Here is an 18295-nt window from a genome sequence, read left to right as displayed (position 1 = left end):
AAGCCCTTAAAAGCTGCCGTTCAAACCGGTCATAAAAGACTCGCCCGGGATATCCTCAAGACAGGATTCATCAAGTTTCGCCGGGGTTAATACATTCATAAATTCATTGATAATATCGGAGGCACAGGTGGACATGGCCACGGTATGCCCGGTGTGCTTAACCACGATATGATGGCTGTTGGCCAGGGTTTGATCTGAAAATTCACCATTGCTTGGCGGTGTTACCGGATCAAGCTCACCGGATAAAATTAAGGTCGGAATATCGGCGGTGACCGGCTGGTAGAATGCTTGTTCTGGCCGATATTGCGGCCATAACGGGCACGCCGTTAACATCGCATGATGAGTAATATCGCCGCCGAAGTTATTATCGGCATCAGCCGTTAATGCCTCAGATGTGATCTTCGGGAAGTCTTCATTACAGATAATATTAAGATGCAAGCCCAGGTATAGTGCCTGCTTACCATCACTTGGGGCGATAAGCCCGGCTAAAGGTAAATAATTGCCTTTGGCCGCCTGATGGATCACTAAAGGCACAAATGCCCGGCTGTCGGTACTATAGAGCTGGTGCGTTAGCGTGCTGATAAACTTGCTTTTACTGATAACAAAAGTGGTTGCCTCTCCCAGCCGGGGATGGGGAATAGTCACCGAGACAGGTTTTTGCTCCAGCGCTGCTAACACCTGGTGAAATTCGGCTTTCAGATCAGGGTACGCCTGCCGGCAGCTTTTATCCTGGTGACAGTTAGCCAGCAACAAATCAAAAGAATGGGCCGTGCTTTGACCAAACAAACCGATAGGCACTTCTACCGGGCCGACACTGTCGAGGACCACACTGCGGATAGCTTCGGGGAATAAGCGCATATACACCAGCGCCGCCCGGGTGCCGTAGGAGCCGCCGTAAAGGTTTAGCTGCTGATAACCTAACGCCTTACGCAGCGCCTCAAAATCACGGATGGCATTTTCTGAGCTGTATTGGCTCAGCTCGCCGTCAAATCCCGACAGGCATTCCCTGACATCCTTGGCGGAAAACTCTTCCGGCAACAATTGGTAAATATTGCTTTGTTCATCCAAATCACACTGGAAAGGTTTCGACTCGCCGGTACCGCGCTGGTCCACCAAAATCAAATCCCGGGTTTTGCGGCTCTCGTTAAAGACCTTTCTTAAACCTGCAGCCAATTCAACCGCCGCCTGTCCCGGACCACCCGCCAGAAACATCAGCGGTGTTTTTTGCTGGCTCTGATCTATCGCAGGCAAGACGGCAAAATTAAGACTGATGCTTTTGCCTTCGGGCTCGGCATAATTTTCCGGCACCTGCAGTTGGCCGCATTTGACTTTTTCCTTGATGCCGTCGAGGTGGCAATCTTTAAGCTCAAGCGGGGCAGCACTGGCCACCGCACAACAGCAAAGCCCGAAAAAAAGCGTTGCAAATAAACCTCTGTAAAACATTTATTTATCCTTTGTTTTTAATACCTGTAGACACTAGTCTGTTTAAATCGATATTTATTACAAAAAATTAAATTTTATTTTACCAAAAGTTTATCCGGCAGCTTTACTTAGCCCAAAACTGATTGCTTTAATCCTTCGTTAGCGCACCAATAACAAGGGCGCAAAGACATCGGCGGTTTTCCAGCCGAGGTTTTTATCCTGCCCGGAGATCGGGTGTGAGCCGATAAAATGTTCACGCTCAATGCTGCCGTCATTGTCACAATAGGCCAGCATAAAGCCCAGTTGCTTATTCTTTTTCAGCTTCACCGGCAGGTTATCCCCTTTATCATCCCGATAGCTATCGCTGTAAATGGCGATCTCTGCTTCCCAGATAATCTGCTCTCCCTGCCGGCGCCAGCGACTGGTGATATGGTCATTATAAAGCCGGGCTTGACGGTTGCTACCGATGTCCACCACCTGGTTGTCCAGGGCGACATGATAGGCAAAGGCATTGTGGTTATATTGATGATCCCCGCCGGAAAAGTCTTCGTCGATAAAAATTTCCAGGGTATCGTCATCCCAATAAGACACCAGGGGATCGGCATATTGGTCGATCAGGACATCGTCGGTAATTTTCGCGCTCAGATAAAGGCGGTTTTTATCCCAGGCCAGGGCAAAGCTGCCTTGAAAATCACGGCTGTCGGGTGTTTTTCCCAGCATCAAAAAATCTATCGGGTACCAGGTGGCTTGTTGCCAGAGCGCTTCATTTAAGTTGCCGTCTATTTCCGGCTTTTCCGGGGTAAATAACGCCTGAAAACCGTCAGCAGCCCTAGTTCCTGCAGTTTTTTCCAGGGCAAAAGCTGAGCTATTCGCGGCTAAGCCAATAGCCAGCAATAAACCGCCAATACCAAAAGATTTAACTTGCCGCCAATCTGGCATAATACTTCTCGCCATAACTTTTTCCACTCCAGTCATTTAACTTCAAGGCACCATAGAGTGCTTTTTATATACAAACCATCTTATAAAAACAACACACAAAATGAAAGCGCTTACAGCGATACTCTCTTTATCTTGATGCTTGCTTGCATATTCACTCGTAAAACTAATGATTATCATCCCGGAATAAATAAAGAAGGTCAGAGCACTTTTATAACGAAGAAATTTAAACGGTTATCACGCCGCAGAAGGATTTCCCGACACTTAGCCCGGAGCAAAACAAATCAATTTGCGCTAATATTCAGCAATAAGCTGAAAAATATCAATTAACGAAAGAATTATCGAAAATAGTCATTCCAAATCATCAAAATAACAGATAAAGTTTAGGTATAGTTTTTACCTGGCATCAAAGGAAGTCTAATGGAACTTAATCAGTGGGTAGACGAATTATTTGAAGTATTCGATGAAGATAAAGATGGTGTGATCAACCGCAGCGAGTTTGTTGAATTAATCGATGTCTTATTGCAAGACAAAGGTATTCGCATGTGTGAAACCATTTTCAACCGCTTCGATACCAACCATAGTAATTCGATCTCAAAAGAAGAATTAAAAGAAATGGTAATAGAGCTGGCACTATAAGTTTGCCGGCTGCAAAACTTCACGGCGCCCGCCTGCCGTGATTTGGGTTACGGCTAATGTTATGAATTAGCCGCAAGCAGTTATTTGACCATTTCTTTTGCCGCCCTGTCGGCTATTACCAAACTTACTTATACCAGGTTCATCCCGAAGCGAGTGCGCTATTTTAACCCCAGGCGTTTTCCCAGACGGTGAATATTTCCCTTATCTATGGCCAACAGTTCCGCCGCTTTGTTCCATTTACCGCCGGACTGTTTTAAGGCTTGCTGCAATAACGTCCGCTGGTAGTTATCCATCATGGTATTGAGGCTTTGATTTAATTCAGGCGCCTCAGGGGCAGACAAAACAGCCGGCGTTTCATTACCCACCTCCTGGTTATCTTCGCTAAGCGTTGCCATCGTCATGGCAGCAGGTGCTTTCACTGCGCCACTTGATCTGACCGAGCTGTCGATATCATCGGGTAATAAGGTAACTATTTTGCCATGTCGGGCTGAAGCGGCCCTGAGCATGGCCCGGCTCATCACATGCTCAAGCTCACGGACATTGCCTGGCCAGTTATAACTGAGCAGTTCAGGCAACACCTGTTTATCCAGACGCACACTTTGCAGGCCCAACTTGATGCGGTTTTTTTCCATAAAAAAGCCCACCAGCAATTCAATATCCGTCAAACGATCTCTCAGCGGCGGAATATGTATCGGGTAGACACTTAACCTGTGGTACAAGTCTTCACGGAAATTGCCCTCTTTGACTTCATCCATTAAATTACGGTTAGTGGCCGCCACCAGGCGGACATCAACATTAACATGGCGGTCGCTGCCGACACGCTGGACATCACCATATTGGATAGCGCGCAATATCTTGGCCTGTATCGCCAGCGGCAACTCGCCGACCTCATCTAAAAACAAGGTGCCGCCGTTGGCCAGCTCAAACTTGCCGCTGCGGTTAGTGGTGGCGCCGGTAAAGGCGCCTTTGACATGGCCGAACAGTTCAGACTCGGCGATAGACTCGGGCAAAGCCGCACAGTTGACATAAATCAGCGGTTTATCAAAGCGCTTGGACTGGCCATGGATAGACTTGGCGACGATCTCCTTACCGACCCCGGTTTCCCCGGTCACCAACACCGACAGATCCGAAGGGGCAACAATATTGATCTCCCGTCGTAAATGCTCAATTTGCTCCGACTTGCCCACCAGCTCGGTTTTCACCCCGATGGAGGCTTCAATCAGGGTCTGATTTAAAATGGTTTTCTTGGAAAGCTGCTCTTTCAGGTTTTGATTATCGATCGCCGTTAACACGATTTTTGTGGCAAGCAACGCCGCCGTCTGGAAATTTTCTGACGGGAAGCGGTTAAACACCTGCAAGTCCAGGGAGTCCAGGGTAATAATACCGCGCAGGTTGCCATTTTGCCGGATAGGCAAACCGCTGCAGGAATGTACTTCCAGGCGCTCCTGTTTATCCAGGATCAAACCGTCAAAAGGATCCGGCAAACCGATATCGTCGGCAAAAATCGTCGGCTGTTCATCACTGACAATTTTCATCAGTCTCGGGTTATTGGCGAGATCAAAACGCCGGCCATAAGTATCTTTGGAAAACCCGTATAAGGCCACCGGGTGCAATAACGGCTCATTAAATTCCAAAATAGACACCGCATCGGCATGAAAATATTTGGCGATGACCTTGGCCAGGGCGTTGAGGCTGTCTTCCAGCTCCAGCACCGCAAGCAGATCCATACATAAGCGTTCGGTGTTAATTTCCAGGGATAATTTTTTGCTCATAGAATACTTCTGATCAGCGTCTGACCGCGATGGCCTGCTACTTGCTGTATAGGGAATATCTAGCTTAAATCGGAACCGTTTTAATGTCAAAAAGACTTCTTGCTTTACTCAGCTGCTTCTGGCTTGGCGCCATTTGCGCCATCACCATGGAAGCCAAGGTTAAATTCAATGCTTCCCTGGTGGATCTGCGGATCGGCCTGGATGTTGGCCGCACCGTATTTAACGCCTTTGATACCTTCCAGTGGCTGTTGATGCTGGCGCTGTTAATCACAGTCCTGTACTGCAAAACCAGGGACTTATGGATACTCTCCCTGTCCCTGCTGGTATTATTCAGTTACCAGTCATACTACCTGCTGCCCCAGCTAAACCACCAGGCCGCCATTTATATTGAACAGGGCATACATCTGGGCGGCAACCATCACTGGCTTTATCTGGGCGCCGAACTGACTAAAGTCTGTTTATTAGTCTGGCTCACCTTGCTGGCGACAAAGGTTAAAGAGTAAATGATGCCTGTCACCCCCTTTATGCTCATGCTCGCCGCCGGGCAAACACAAAACTGATTTGCCCGACATGACATTTTGCATGGTTACCATAATGTCATTTGAACACTTTACGGTCTGGCAACAGTCCCCGGCACCACATGATTGCGGCACCTAGTATTCCTGGCCTGGCTCCAGCTGAACATATTCAGAGCCAATCATATACTTGTTCCCCATCATCGCCTTCAGCTTGCCTGACGACTTTAACGTCTTCAACTCAGCTTCCATCAAGCGAAAAGCTTGTTCATGTTCTTGATGACAAATAATATTGTCATTGAGAATCAGCGGGGTAAATGCCAGTTGGTAAGGGTAGTGCTGTTTTAAATTAAGTTTTTCATAGGCATCTATGGCATCGGGATAAAAAAGTATAATTCTGGACACCCGGTTCAATTTAAGCATCATGATATTTTCATACTCGGTGGCCACCTCGTACACTTTCCCGGCCCGGTTTAGCATCACTTCCATTTTACCGCTGATCGGTACCCCCCTGACCAGGCTAAGGGCATCCTTTTCATCAATATCATTAACGCTATCAACAAGTGGCTCATTAAAACGGGAAACCACACGGACAATGGCCTGGTTTATCGGTTCACCGCTTAAAATTCTTAACCCGGATAATTCGTTTTGCGGGTTATCAAAAGTTTCGATCCCCGGGCTATAGCAGGCAAACTTCTCATTAACAAAACCCCTTTTCGCCCTTGCCATGGGGAAAACCATCAGCTGGTAGTCTTTATCCAGCCCGGTAGCGCGCAAGAGCAGATTAATAATGTCGTAATAAACGCCATGATTGATACTGCCATCGACATCTTCAACGCCATTTTTCTCAAATAAAGAGGTAAGCTCGGCGCCGGCAATAATATGCTTCTGCGCCAACGAAGAAAAAGCAGTGAAAACAAAAGCTAACAGAAATAAAGTGATGCGTAACAAAGGAGGCTGACTCCTTACTTGCTCGTGTGTACTCATTAGCATAGGCAAAAATCAACCAGCTTCACAGGGAGGTTATACCCTTTATTCCCCTGCACTGCTTTACCCCCCTAAATTCACTCTTCATAGGGTTAACATCTGAACGTCCGTTGTCTTGTTACTGTGATTTGCTTATACAAACATCACTCGTCAGCACAAAAGCATTAGCAACAATCAATACCTAAACTGCAACAGTTATTTATCCAGCCCGCCAAAACATAAATATTTTATTTCCATATAATCTTCCAGGCCATAACGCGAACCTTCCCGGCCGTTGCCCGATTGCTTAATGCCGCCAAAAGGCGCCGCCGCATTAGAGATGATACCTTCGTTGATCCCCACCATGCCAAATTCCAGCCCTTCTGCCACACGCCAGATACGGCCGATATCCCGGGCATAAAAATAAGCCGCCAGCCCGTAGTCGGTATCGTTAGCCATAGCCAGTACCTCGGCTTCGTCTTTAAAGGTGATCACAGGCGAGACAGGGCCAAAAATCTCTTCTTGTGCCAATGGCATGTCCTGGGTCACCTTAGCAACAACCGTTGGCTGATAAAAATACTCTCCTGCCGCGTGGCGCTCTCCGCCAAGCAAGAGTTCAGCTCCCCCTTGCAAACTGCTATTTACCAGGCTATCAACGTCAGTCACTGCTTGCGGGGAAATCAAAGGACCTATTTGTGTATCCTGCGCCAGGCCATCCCCGACTTTAAGCGCAGCCACCGCTTTAACGAACTTATCGGTAAAAGCCCGGGCAACTTTTTCCTGGACAAAAATACGGTTAGCACAGACACAAGTTTGCCCGGCATTACGGTATTTGGAGACAATCGCTCCCTGCACTGCGGCATCGAGATCGGCATCATCAAAGATGATAAAAGGCGCATTGCCCCCTAATTCCATTGAGACTTTTTTGACCGTACCCGCACATTGACTGATAAGCGCTTTCCCCACCGCGGTCGAGCCGGTAAAGGTAAATTTGGCCACATCCGGGTGCTCGGTCAGTACCTTGCCGATCGCCCGGGCAGCAGTTCCCACTACGACATTAAAAACCCCGTCAGGTACCCCCGCTCTTTGGGCCAGTTCAGCCATGGCCAGTGCCGATAACGGGGTCTGGCTGGCGGGCCGAACCACAAAGGTACAGCCGGCTGCCAACGCTGCAGCCGCCTTACGGGCAATCATGGCATGGGGAAAGTTCCACGGCGTAATAGCAGCCACCACGCCCACCGCCTGCTTAATGGTCACCAGGCGCTTATCGGCGGACGGCATCGGAATAACATCCCCGTAAGCCCGCTTACCTTCCTCGGCAAACCAGTCAATAAAGGAGGCGCCGTAACTTATCTCTCCTTTCGCTTCGGCCAGGGGTTTCCCCTGCTCCAGGGTCAGGAGCCGCGCCAAATCTTCCTGGTGCAGGATAATCAGCTCAAACCAGCGACGCAGGATACTTCCCCTTTCATTCGCCGATAACGACGACCAGGTATTAAAAGCATTTTTTGCCGCCTGTATCGCCAGTTCGGCTTCAACAACTCCTGCATCCGCGATCTCAGCGATCACCTTACCGGTTGCCGGGTTGGTCACGGAAAAAAAACTTTCTGCACTTAACCAGGCACCATTTACAAAAGAAGCCTGCTTAAATAAGGCAGTATCCTTTAACAGCTCCATAGACCCTCCATGTTATTCATTTTAAAATAATCGCTTATCATACAGTGAAATACAGAAAAAGGACTATTATATTAAATACTCCGCATATTTGATGAAATTAACAAAAAAACTAAGTGGTATTTACTAATTGCTCATCCCCATGCCACAACTAAAAATAAAAACCTTGATCTAAATCAATAAGGCTGCATAATTAATTTAAACTTCTTGTATTTAAATCAAAAATAGTAAAAATGCGCTATCTTTATTATTCCGCTCTTTGCTATTTAACACATTATGAATCAATCCGTTGACAGTGAAGTCACCTTTCCAGAATCCGAACAGCTCGTTTCTACCACAGATACCCAAGGAAAAATCACCTACGCCAATGAAAGCTTCTGCCGGGTTGCCGGCTACAGCTATCAGGAATTGCTCGGCCAGGACCATAATATAGTACGCCACCCGGATATGCCCAAGGCCGCCTTTTATGATTTATGGCAAAAACTCAAGCGCGGAGATTCCTGGCGCGGCATGGTAAAAAACCGTTGTAAAAACGGCAGCTATTACTGGGTTGATGCCTATGTCACGCCTTTATATGAAAATAATAAAATCATAGGTTATCAGTCGGTACGCTGTTGCCCGACGCAAGAGCAAAAAAATAAGGCGCAAGAACTTTATAGCCAAATCAATCAGGGCAAACAGGTTTCTGATTTTGGCGCCAATTTTTCTTTAAAAAGAACCTTGGCAATTCTGTTGTTTTTATTCACCTTTTTACTGACCTGGTTATATGGGGAAAATACAACCACAGCATTACTGCAACTGGTATTGATTGCCGGCCTGTTTGCCATCTACTTTGATGAGCTGTTTCGACTGCCCAAATATATCAAAGAATTACAAGATTCTTTTGACAGCCCGTCCCGCTATATCTATTCGGGGAAAGGGGCCAGCGGCATTGCCGATTACTCCCTGAAATTAATGCAGGCCAAGGTCAGGACCATCTTAGGACGCAGCCATGATACCGGAAAGAAAATATTCGATTTATCAACCACATTAACCCAAAACTCCTCCAAGTCCCTCGAAGGTTTGCTTGATGAGAATAATCATTTGGAGCAGCTGGCCACCGCTATCACAGAAATGAGCGCCACTATCGAAGATGTCAGTAAAAATACCACTTATGCCCATGACAAGGTCCAGGAAGTACAAACGGAATGTCAGCAGGCCATTGCAGTGATCAATGCCAGCCAGGATAAAATTTCCACGTTAAGCTCTGAGGTTGGCAATGCCTCGGTAAGCGCCAATGGCTTAGTGGCGGACGCAGATAAAATTTCCACCCTGATGGCGGAAATCCAGGGGATTGCCGATCAAACCAACCTGCTGGCCCTTAATGCCGCCATTGAAGCTGCCCGAGCCGGGGAGCAGGGACGCGGTTTTGCTGTGGTCGCCGATGAAGTCAGAACCTTAGCCAGCAGAACCCAGGATGCCGCGGTACAAATTCAGGATTCCGTGGTTGAGCTGCAGAGCACTTTAAAACAGTGGAGTGTCGCCATGCTGAGCAGCAAAGACAATGCCGAGGAATGTAGCCAGGAATCTACCCAAATCAAGCAAACCATGGCGGATATCACCGAAATGATGAATGGTGTTGGCGATATTACCGCACAAATTGCCACCGCCACCGAGCAACAAAACCTGGTTGCCGCCCAGATCACCCAAAGTATCCATACCATTGACGATATCTCACGCGAGAACACCCAGAGGGCACAACAAGTCAATGAGCATGGCTTAGGGGTTCATCATAGCGCCGCAGAAATAGATGCCTTAAGTACCACCTTTAAATAGCGTCTTGCGCTGTTATGATCTTGATGTCATTATCCTGCTTTTTATAACTTTTTAGTTAGGGCAGGATAATGATAAACTTATCCGCCGATAAGTATTTTAGCTGTGCCCTGGCATGCCAGGCCGATTAAAGCCGTGATCCGGGATAACCATTTTTTATGTCTTTTTTCACTTCATTAATGCCAAAAGGTATTTTCTGCTCGCTGGTGCTCGCGCTATTTTCCGGTGTCAGCTTTAATGCCGGTGCCCAGGAGCTGCTTTGGCTGACCCATTCCAGTTTTTTTAACCCGACAGAGAAACACTCACAAAACATGGATATCATGGGGGAAACCATGACCATGATATTAGACGGCCTGGAGGAATACCAAACCCGGGTGCTCTACGCCAACACCAACAGCGCTTTTAACCTGCTTAAGAGTAAAAACCATGCCTGTACCGGCAATAAAACCGTTTCCGAGCAAAGGCTCAATTTCAGCTACGCCAGCAAATATCCCCAGTCCATTTATCCCGGCTTGCGCCTTTATCTGAAAAAGAACTCCATTTACTTCAATGAAATAAAAGAGCTGCTGGATGAGCGCCAGGCAATATCGGTGGAGCAGATATTAACACAAATCAAAGCGGCCAAATTCGGGGTCGTCAACGGCAGGTCTTATACCGGGCAACTGGATAATTTAATCTCAGCTCCTGCCTGGAAGAAACACTTTTGGAGCCGCGCCGGTGAAGACATGGCAAGTGGTATCATAGATATGTTGTTTGCCGATCGGGTAGACTTTATTTTTGAATATCCGAGCATCTTCGACCGCTACCGCCCGGATGGCGGCAAAAACCCCTTAATCACCAGTTTCGCCATCGCAGAGTCCCCACCCTATGTGCTCGGATATATTCTTTGCTCAAAAACACCACAGGGGCTTATTCTGGTAAATAAAATAGATAAAATCATTGAAAAAATCAGCCGGGGAGATGATTATTTTAACAGCCATATCAACTGGGTCAGTGAATCCGCCAGGCAGGATATGGCCCGCTATTACAACCAGGTATACGGCACCAACAAGCAAATTCAGCAAGCGACGCCAACACCAAGCCCGGATATCAGGCTGCAGGATTAACAGCTGCGGTAAATCCCCTTTATTCTGCTGCTTCCCTGCTTTTTCAAAAACTGGCGGCAAGTGGTTATTAATATTACTGGAGTGAATTTTTGCAGCATTTCACAGGTTTTTCCCCGTTAACTATCGGCTGGCGCTGGCCGGCGGCACTGTTTTTTTTCCTGTGTCCTTTAGTGGGTTTACATCTCGGGGTTTCCTTGAGCGAGCGCCCCGGTGCGGTGGATGCCGATATACTGACCAAGGCTTATTACAGCCTGGGCTTTTTTGTGATGGGAGGACTGGATGTCGGCTTACCTCAAGGGGGACATGTGGTCGGCCGTTTTCTGCTTTGGGTAGGCTATTTCGGCGCACCGATCTTAACCGCTTCGACCTTGATTGAGGCCCTGATCAAAACCCTGGAGCCCCACAGGTGGCGCCTTAAACGTATTAAAAATCATCTGGTGATTATCGGCTCAGATGATCTGACTATCAGTTACCTCAAAGCCCTGCGCGAACACTCCCCTAAAGTCCCTGTGCTGATCATAGACAGTGCCATGGAGCCCCTGAGAAGGGATGAACTGCGCCAGCAATTTAATGCTAAAGTGATTTTAGGCGATATCAACCACAGCTTTTTTCTCAAACGCCTGCGCTTAAACCAGGCCGCCAGGGTCTTGCTGCTGGGGGCAGATAACTTTCAAAGCTATGAAACAGCCAATAAAATTCTCAAGCTCGAGCCCAAACTGGCACAAAAAATCGTTATTCACTGCTCCAGTATCCGCTTTATGCGTTCCATGGCCAATTCCCATGTCGCCCAGCAATGCATCAATTTTAACTCCTACCAGCTTGCCGCCGCCGGCCTGGTCAAACACAAATTAATCCAGCACTTCCAGCAAACCAAACCCAAAGATGTGGTGGTGCTTGCCGGGTTCGGCTTATTCGGCCAGACCGTATTGGAAGAGTTGCAGCAACATGCGAAACAGGAAATTGATACTTTGGCCATTATCGATGTCGATGCCAACCGTCGGGTGCTGGTGGTGGATGAACAGTTACACCTGTCTAATTTTGAACGGCGCGAAGTCTTTGAAGGCAATATCTCCCATCCGGAAGTCTGGCAAAAGCTCAGTACTCAAGTCGATTTAACCCAGGTGGAGCCGGTCATTATTTTAGGCACGGGATCGGCAGAAGATAATTTGCGTACCGCCTTATGGCTCAGGGGCAAGTATCCCAAGGCACTGATCATTGCCCGAAGCCATCAACCCTCTGAATTCGCACAAGAAGTGGGCAAGGAGCATAATATTACCAATGTCAGTATCACCCAGCTGGTCAAAGAAAATATCCCCGACAGCTGGACCCGTGAGTAATAAAGAAACAAAAACTTTGTTTTAAATCAGGTTAACAAAGTTGATAATCATTCTCACTTAGATTATGATGTGTTCAAGATTAATTAAACTGACAAAGAAAATTTATGTACGTATGTATTTGTCACGGTGTAACCGACAGTAAAATAGCAGAGACCATAGACGATGGTGCACATACCATGAAAGAGCTTACTGCTGAGCTTAAAGTCGGCTCACAATGCGGAAAGTGCTGCCAGTGCACGAAAAAGATCCTCAACACTAAACTGATGCAAATAGCAGAAGCGCAGGCAGACGTAGCCTGACACGCTTAAGCAAATGCCCGGTTGTTATGCTTGGCAGCCAACAGTCTTAATTCCGGCGCCTTTTATTCAGCCGTTTTTAGGTGAAAAATTAAAACAAATCGTTAATCATCTCCCATTTTTGACTGGATATAATTTTCCAGCCCGGCATGAGCAATCAGGTACTCTTGACTTTCAAGCCAGTCAATTTGCTCTTCGACATCTTCAAGCAGATCTTCCCCTAAATCCCGGCTGATATAATCCTTCATCAACTCACATTCACGGATCAATTCCTGAAGAATTTCCCGGCAGTTATGCTCCAGCTCAAGATTAGACTTTAACATTTCCGGGGTATTCTCACCGATAAATAACCGCCCCAGATCCTGTAAATTAGGTAAACCTTCCAAAAATAAAATCCGCTCGATAAGTTTATCGGCATGTTTCATTTTTAAAATAGATTGATCGTAATCCGCCTCATTCAATTCATCTATACCCCAGTTTTTATACATACGGGCATGAAGAAAGTATTGGTTAATCGCTACCAATTTAATACCTAACGCTTTATTCAATAAGGCTATTGCCTTGCTATCACCTTTCATAATTTCGCCTTATTCACTTTCGCCTGACATTTGGGATTGAATGTAATTCTGCAATCCGACTTTATCGATTAACCCCAGCTGTTTTTCCAGCCAATAGACATGATCTTCTTCGGTATCCTCGAGCAGTTTCTCTAACATTTCCCGGCTTTGAAAGTCACTTTCCTGCTCGCATAGTTCAATGCTGGCTTTTAATGCCGCCACGACTTCCATTTCCAGCACCAGATCATTTTTCAGCATGCTGGGCACATCATTGCCGATCAGCAAATCCCGGCGATCCTTTAAGTTAGGCGTACCTTCTAAAAATAAAATCCGTTTGATTAGGGCATCCGCATGGGTGATCTCCTCCTGCATTTCATGATCCAACTGGTGGTACAACCTTTTTAGCCCCCAATCATCGTACATTCTTGAATGGGTGAAATACTGATCGATGGCAGCCAGTTCGTTATGCAATAAACCGTTGAGGCTGGCGATTACTTTATCATTACCTTTCATTTGTTATCTCCTGTTCAGTTTACGTCACTAGTAATCCTAGATGATAACCCGGTATTTTTCAGGCAAGGGAAGGCAGTAATCAAGAAAAAAGTCCTTAAATTTGAAGTTTTTACGAATGTGTCTCATTATGATAAAGGCAGAGGAAATAAAATCGATAAAGAAGCAAAAACAAGTTTAATATAACCAGCAGCTTGCAGTTGTCAGTTCTTCAACAAGAGCTTTCCTTGGCTGTAAATATCAATAAATCACAAGCCCGCGACAGCAGCTACCGTCAATTATTTTTATCAATAAAGGTTCTGGCATAAAAAGTTTACGGGAAAGCAATCACGCTCAGGGTTTATGGCATAAGGCTGGCGGAAGCAGATATGGGAAAAACCTCGTATGTAAACACACTCGCTTTTGCTGCTATGCTGCTTATGCCATTAGCGGCATCCCCTCAGGGATTTCCTCCCGCCAGCGTCAATGTCGTACCGGCAAAAATAACTTCTTTATCTCCGGTTTCCTGGGTATCCGGTACTGTTGTCAGCCCGAACAATTCACAAATAGCCGCCGAAGTCTCCGGCCGCCTGGTGACCCTGGCCCAGCCCGGCACTCGGGTACGGAAAGGGGATATTTTGGCCAAGATAGACGATAGCCAATTGCTCATTCAACAGCAGCAGGATTTTGCCATCATAGAAAATGCCAAAGCCAAACTGGCCTTTTTACAATCGGAAGTCAAACGCAAGCAAACCCTGGCAAAAATTAACCTGTCGGCGATCACAGATCTGGACGAAAATATTTCCCAGCGAGACATTGCCCGGGGTGAACTGACCATTGCCGAGTCCAAGCTCGCCCAAACCCAACAAAACCTGGCATTTACCCGCTTAAAAGCCCCCTTTAACGGTTTAGTAGTAGAGCGGCTCAGCAACCTGGGGGAATATGTCAAAGATGGCACCGCCATTATCCGCCTGGTTGAAACCGAAAACATCGAAGCCTCGGTATTTGCTCCCCTCACCGCCTACCGTTATTTACAAAAAGCCGAAGATCTGGCCGTTGAATCGCCGCTCGGCAGGGGCATAGCCGGCATAAAAAACCTGATCCCGGTAGCAGATCAGCGTTCCCACTTAATGGAAGTCCGCCTGGATATGTCCGGCTTTGACTGGCCGATTGGCCTGGATATAAAAGTCGCCATTGCCTATGGCGAGAGCAAAGCGGTACTTGCCGTGCCCCGGGATGCCCTGGTGCTCAGGCGCGAGGGGGCGAGCATCTTCAGGATCAACCGGGAAAACCAGGCAGAACAAATCCCGATAGAGGTCGGCATCGGGGCCGGTAATTTGGTGCAAGTGACAGGAGATGTCAAGGAAGGAGATAATATAGTGATCCGCGGGGCCGAACGCCTCAAACCCGGACAGGCAGTACAAATAAAGCAAAACAATCAAGAGTTAATTTCGGGACAGTAGGACTTAGTGTCATGAAACTAACCGCCCTCTCCCTGAAAAATCCCACCGCAGTCGTGGTCGGCATCCTGCTCGCCGCCTTATTCGGCGGGATCAGCCTGTTCAAGCTGCCGGTACAGCTGACCCCGGATATCAGCCAGCCCATGATCACCATCTCCACCAACTGGCGCAGCGCCGCGCCGGAAGAAATGGAAGCAGAGATCATCGAGCGCCAGGAAGATGTATTAAAAGGCCTGCAAAGCCTGGTTTCCCTTGAATCCGACTCCGGCCAGGGCCGGGGCAGTATCACCTTGCGCTATCGTACCGGCGTCAACCTGGAGCGGGCATTAATCGATGTGATGAATGCCTTAAACCAGGTCCCCAGCTATCCCCCGGATGCCGATGAGCCTATCATTGCCGTCGGCGGCAGCAGTACTTTTACCGCTATTGCCTGGTTTGCCCTCAAGCCCCTGCCCGGCAATAACCGGGATATCTCTTTTTACCAGGATTATGTCGAAGAAGTGATCCAGACACGACTGGAGCGGGTTGCCGGCATTTCGCAAACCAATGCCTTCGGCGGCCTGTCCAGCGAATTAAGAATCTCTTTTAATCCCTATAAAACAGCGGCTTTAGGGTTAAACATACCAGAGCTGGCACAAAAGTTAGCCGGTAATACCGACAGCTCAGGCGGCTTTAATGACGTCGGCAGGCGAAAATACACCCTGAGGTTTTCCGGAAAGTACGGCATTAAACAGCTGGAAGAAATGGTACTGGAATGGCGTGACGGCCGCCCGGTGCTGCTCAGGGATGTCGCCAGGGTTGAGATGACTTTCGCCGACAGGACCGGGATATTGACCCTGAACGGCGAACCGGCAATAGCCATGAATGCCCAGGTGGAACAAGGGGTTAATGTCATTAAAGTCATGCATGGCCTTAAAGCGGCAAAAACGGAGCTCAACCGGGGGCCCCTGAAACAAGCAGGCCTGGAACTTATTCAGATGTATGATGAAAGTATCTATATCGGCCGCTCTATGACCTTAGTACAGAATAACCTGCTGCTGGGGATCCTGCTCGCCATCAGCGTCCTGTGGTGGTTTTTGCGTAAATTTCGCGCCACCTTGATCGTCGCTGTCGCAATTCCCATCTCCATCATCATTACGGTTATCGTCATGTATGCCAGCGGCCGCAGCCTGAATATTATTTCCATGGCGGGGCTGGCTTTTGCCGTCGGCATGGTCCTCGATGCCGCCATCGTGGTGCTGGAAAATATCGTGCGTTTACGGGAGCAGGGACTGCCCCCTGAAAAAGCCTCATTGCAAGGGGCTAGCCAGGTCTGGGGCGCCTTGCTTGCCTCCACTGCAACCACAATAGCCATTTTCCTGCCAATCGCCTTTCTCGAGGAAGTCTCGGGCCAGCTGTTTGCCGATCTGGCCATTACCATAGCCGTGGCTATCTCTGCTTCCCTGATAATTGCCGTCACGGTTTTACCGAGCGCCGCACGAAAATTACTGACCCGGGTATCAACATCAGATCCCCATAGTCACTGGTGGCATCATATCACCCAGAGCATAATGTTACTCACCGCCACCCCGGCCAGGCGTTATGGCTGGATTTTCGGGTTATTACTTTTTTCCGTCGCCGGCAGCTACCTGATCTTCCCGAAAGTTGATTACCTGCCCAAAGGCAACCAAAACCAGTTTCAGGCCTTTATCATGCCACCGCCGGGTCTGAGTTACCCGGCAGCCCGTATCGAGCTTAGCGATAAAGTAAACCAGAGGCTGATGCCCTACCTTAAAGGAGAGAAGCAGCCAAAAATTGCCCATACCTGGATGGGTTTTTTCGGCAGCTTCGGCTTTATGGGCGGGCGTGGGGAAAATGCCGACGACATTCAGAAAATCGTACAAATCGTCAATAGCGAATTGCTCGCCGGTTTTCCCGATACCCTGGCTTTTGCCACGCAAGCCCAGTTATTTCGCAATCTCGGCGGTGGCCGGCGCATAGATATCGATATTCAGGGCAACCAGGTGGATGAATTATTACAGGCGGCACGTATTGGTTATCGCGTTATTAATGAAACTTTACCCGGGGCGCAAATCAGGCCGGTGCCGGGGTTAACCCTGGCGGAGCCTGAACTTCGCCTGATCCCCGATGAACGCAGGGTGGCAGAAGCCGGCTGGACCCGACAACAGGTATCGGCAATTTCACGTGCCCTGGGCACAGGCCTGTATGTCGGGGACTTTTTTAACGGTCAAAAACGCTTAAATGTCTTTTTACGCGCAGAGCAATGGCAAACACCGGAAGAATTGGCCGCGCTCCCTTTATTTACACCAGAGGCAGGCATACAACCTGTGGCGGAACTGGTTGAACTCGAGCGTACCGCCGGCCCGAGCTCTATCCGCCGTATCGACCGCAAGCGCACCATTACCCTGCAGGTTACCCCCCCGGCTAATTTAAGCCTGGAAGAAACCATTGCCAAACTCAAAAGCCGGGCAGAGCCGACAATACTGGCCCGCCTGAGTAACAATGGCGCTATCGCTTTTCGCGGCAGCGCCGAAGCCCTCACCGAGGCCCTGGCGAATATGAGCCAGAGTTTTCTCCTGGCATTACTTATTCTTTATTTGTTAATGTCCGCATTATTTAAATCCTTCAAAGACAGCTTGCTAGTGGTGCTGACCATACCGCTGGCCACCGTCGGCGGCCTGGGGTTGTTACAGCTAACGAATCTGGTGATCTTTCAGCCACTGGATTTATTAACCATGATAGGTTTCGTGATCTTGCTGGGCCTGGTGGTCAATAATGCCATTTTACTGGTCTATCAGACCCGCAGCGGCGAAGAAGAGGGCCTGAGCCGCCGCAAGGCGGTAGAGCAGGCGGTGCGTTTGCGGCTGCGCCCGATATTAATGAGTACCTTAACCAGTATTTGCGGCATGCTGCCGTTATTATTGATCCCCGGCGCCGGCGCAGAGCTTTATCGCGGTATTGCCGCCGTTATCGTCGGCGGTATGAGTATCAGTACCCTGTTTACCCTGCTGTTTTTGCCCAGTTTATTGCAATTGGGCAGGCATAGCCGGCCGCTAGCATAGCTACAGCCTCCCTGCCGCCTGGCAATAAGCCGGATTAAGAAACTGCACGGCTCGCCGGTAAAAAACGATTTACTTCCCCTGTTCATCCGCCAGAGCGGACTTTCGCCCAATAGCAGCTAACGCACTATAGCCATCACCACATATAACCATTTAGAATAACAAATCAAAATAGTGAACTAGTATGTTATACATAAAACACGCTAAAATAGCCGCTGAAGTAGCATTTTTCCCCCTTAAAAATGCATGACCTGCGCT

The 18295-nt window shown here is 48.2% G+C and carries 15 protein-coding genes; 8 read left to right on the top strand and 7 right to left on the bottom strand.

The features are described 5' to 3' along the window. Positions 1-6 precede the first annotated feature (6 nt). Together QL234_RS01920 and QL234_RS01915 are read right to left on the bottom strand one after the other, a co-directional pair. A complete protein-coding gene (locus tag QL234_RS01920) occupies positions 7-1443 on the bottom strand; it encodes an alpha/beta hydrolase (RefSeq protein ID WP_281556176.1) in 1437 nt (478 codons plus the stop codon). Between the two features lie 138 nt (positions 1444-1581). Next, a complete protein-coding gene (locus QL234_RS01915) occupies positions 1582-2376 on the bottom strand; it encodes a sugar-binding protein (protein WP_281556175.1) in 795 nt (264 codons plus the stop codon). Between the two features lie 402 nt (positions 2377-2778). Here QL234_RS01915 and QL234_RS01910 point away from each other — a divergent pair, with 402 nt between their 5' ends. Beyond that, entirely contained in the window at positions 2779-2997 is a 219-nt protein-coding gene (locus QL234_RS01910; RefSeq protein ID WP_044833633.1) for an EF-hand domain-containing protein, read from the top strand. A gap of 158 nt (positions 2998-3155) precedes the next feature. Here the strand turns inward: QL234_RS01910 and norR are convergent, their stop codons facing one another. Then, on the bottom strand, positions 3156-4769 hold the full coding sequence (gene norR, locus QL234_RS01905; protein WP_281556174.1) for a nitric oxide reductase transcriptional regulator NorR: 1614 nt from the start codon (positions 4767-4769) through the stop codon (positions 3156-3158). Positions 4770-4852: 83 nt separating this feature from the next. Here norR and QL234_RS01900 point away from each other — a divergent pair, with 83 nt between their 5' ends. Further along, positions 4853-5272, top strand: a complete 420-nt coding sequence (locus tag QL234_RS01900; protein ID WP_281556173.1) for a hypothetical protein — start codon at positions 4853-4855, stop codon at positions 5270-5272. Positions 5273-5422: 150 nt separating this feature from the next. Here the strand turns inward: QL234_RS01900 and QL234_RS01895 are convergent, their stop codons facing one another. Together QL234_RS01895 and QL234_RS01890 are read right to left on the bottom strand one after the other, a co-directional pair. Then, positions 5423-6235 (bottom strand): hypothetical protein, encoded by an 813-nt coding sequence (locus tag QL234_RS01895; protein ID WP_281556172.1) that lies wholly within the window; start codon positions 6233-6235, stop codon positions 5423-5425. A gap of 231 nt (positions 6236-6466) precedes the next feature. Continuing rightward, entirely contained in the window at positions 6467-7924 is a 1458-nt protein-coding gene (locus tag QL234_RS01890) for an NAD-dependent succinate-semialdehyde dehydrogenase (protein ID WP_281556171.1), read from the bottom strand. Positions 7925-8197: 273 nt separating this feature from the next. On the opposite strand from QL234_RS01890, the gene QL234_RS01885 reads away from it, so the two are divergent. The 4 genes from QL234_RS01885 to QL234_RS01870 all read left to right on the top strand — a co-directional run bounded on the left by QL234_RS01885 (position 8198) and on the right by QL234_RS01870 (position 12475). Beyond that, complete coding sequence (locus QL234_RS01885; protein ID WP_281556170.1) at positions 8198-9736, top strand: PAS domain-containing methyl-accepting chemotaxis protein; 1539 nt, start codon at positions 8198-8200, stop codon at positions 9734-9736. Between the two features lie 155 nt (positions 9737-9891). Continuing rightward, positions 9892-10839: a hypothetical protein gene (locus tag QL234_RS01880; RefSeq protein ID WP_281556169.1), complete on the top strand. Its 948-nt coding sequence runs from the start codon at positions 9892-9894 to the stop codon at positions 10837-10839. Between the two features lie 89 nt (positions 10840-10928). Further along, a complete protein-coding gene (locus QL234_RS01875) occupies positions 10929-12176 on the top strand; it encodes an NAD-binding protein (RefSeq protein ID WP_281556168.1) in 1248 nt (415 codons plus the stop codon). Between the two features lie 104 nt (positions 12177-12280). After that, the gene (locus QL234_RS01870) at positions 12281-12475 is read left to right on the top strand and encodes a (2Fe-2S)-binding protein (protein WP_281556167.1); all 195 of its coding nucleotides are present in this window, start codon (positions 12281-12283) and stop codon (positions 12473-12475) included. Between the two features lie 101 nt (positions 12476-12576). Here QL234_RS01870 and bfr (QL234_RS01865) read toward each other — a convergent pair whose 3' ends face one another. Both bfr (QL234_RS01865) and bfr (QL234_RS01860) read right to left on the bottom strand, forming a co-directional pair. Next, positions 12577-13050, bottom strand: coding sequence for a bacterioferritin (gene bfr / locus QL234_RS01865; protein ID WP_281556166.1), 474 nt, complete (start codon positions 13048-13050; stop codon positions 12577-12579). Between the two features lie 9 nt (positions 13051-13059). Then, the gene (gene bfr / locus QL234_RS01860; protein ID WP_281556165.1) at positions 13060-13542 is read right to left on the bottom strand and encodes a bacterioferritin; all 483 of its coding nucleotides are present in this window, start codon (positions 13540-13542) and stop codon (positions 13060-13062) included. A 365-nt stretch (positions 13543-13907) separates the two neighbouring features. Between bfr (QL234_RS01860) and QL234_RS01855 the strand changes: the two genes are divergently transcribed. Together QL234_RS01855 and QL234_RS01850 are read left to right on the top strand one after the other, a co-directional pair. Continuing rightward, a complete protein-coding gene (locus QL234_RS01855) occupies positions 13908-14981 on the top strand; it encodes an efflux RND transporter periplasmic adaptor subunit (protein WP_281556164.1) in 1074 nt (357 codons plus the stop codon). An 11-nt stretch (positions 14982-14992) separates the two neighbouring features. Beyond that, on the top strand, positions 14993-18040 hold the full coding sequence (locus QL234_RS01850) for an efflux RND transporter permease subunit (protein ID WP_281556163.1): 3048 nt from the start codon (positions 14993-14995) through the stop codon (positions 18038-18040). The last annotated feature ends 255 nt before the right edge of the window (positions 18041-18295 follow it).

This window comes from Thalassomonas sp. RHCl1 (assembly GCF_947387555.1).
Taxonomy (GTDB): Bacteria; Pseudomonadota; Gammaproteobacteria; order Enterobacterales; family Alteromonadaceae; genus Thalassomonas.
Note: the sequence above shows the minus strand (reverse complement) of the source record. Positions and strands in the feature narration are given on the sequence as shown.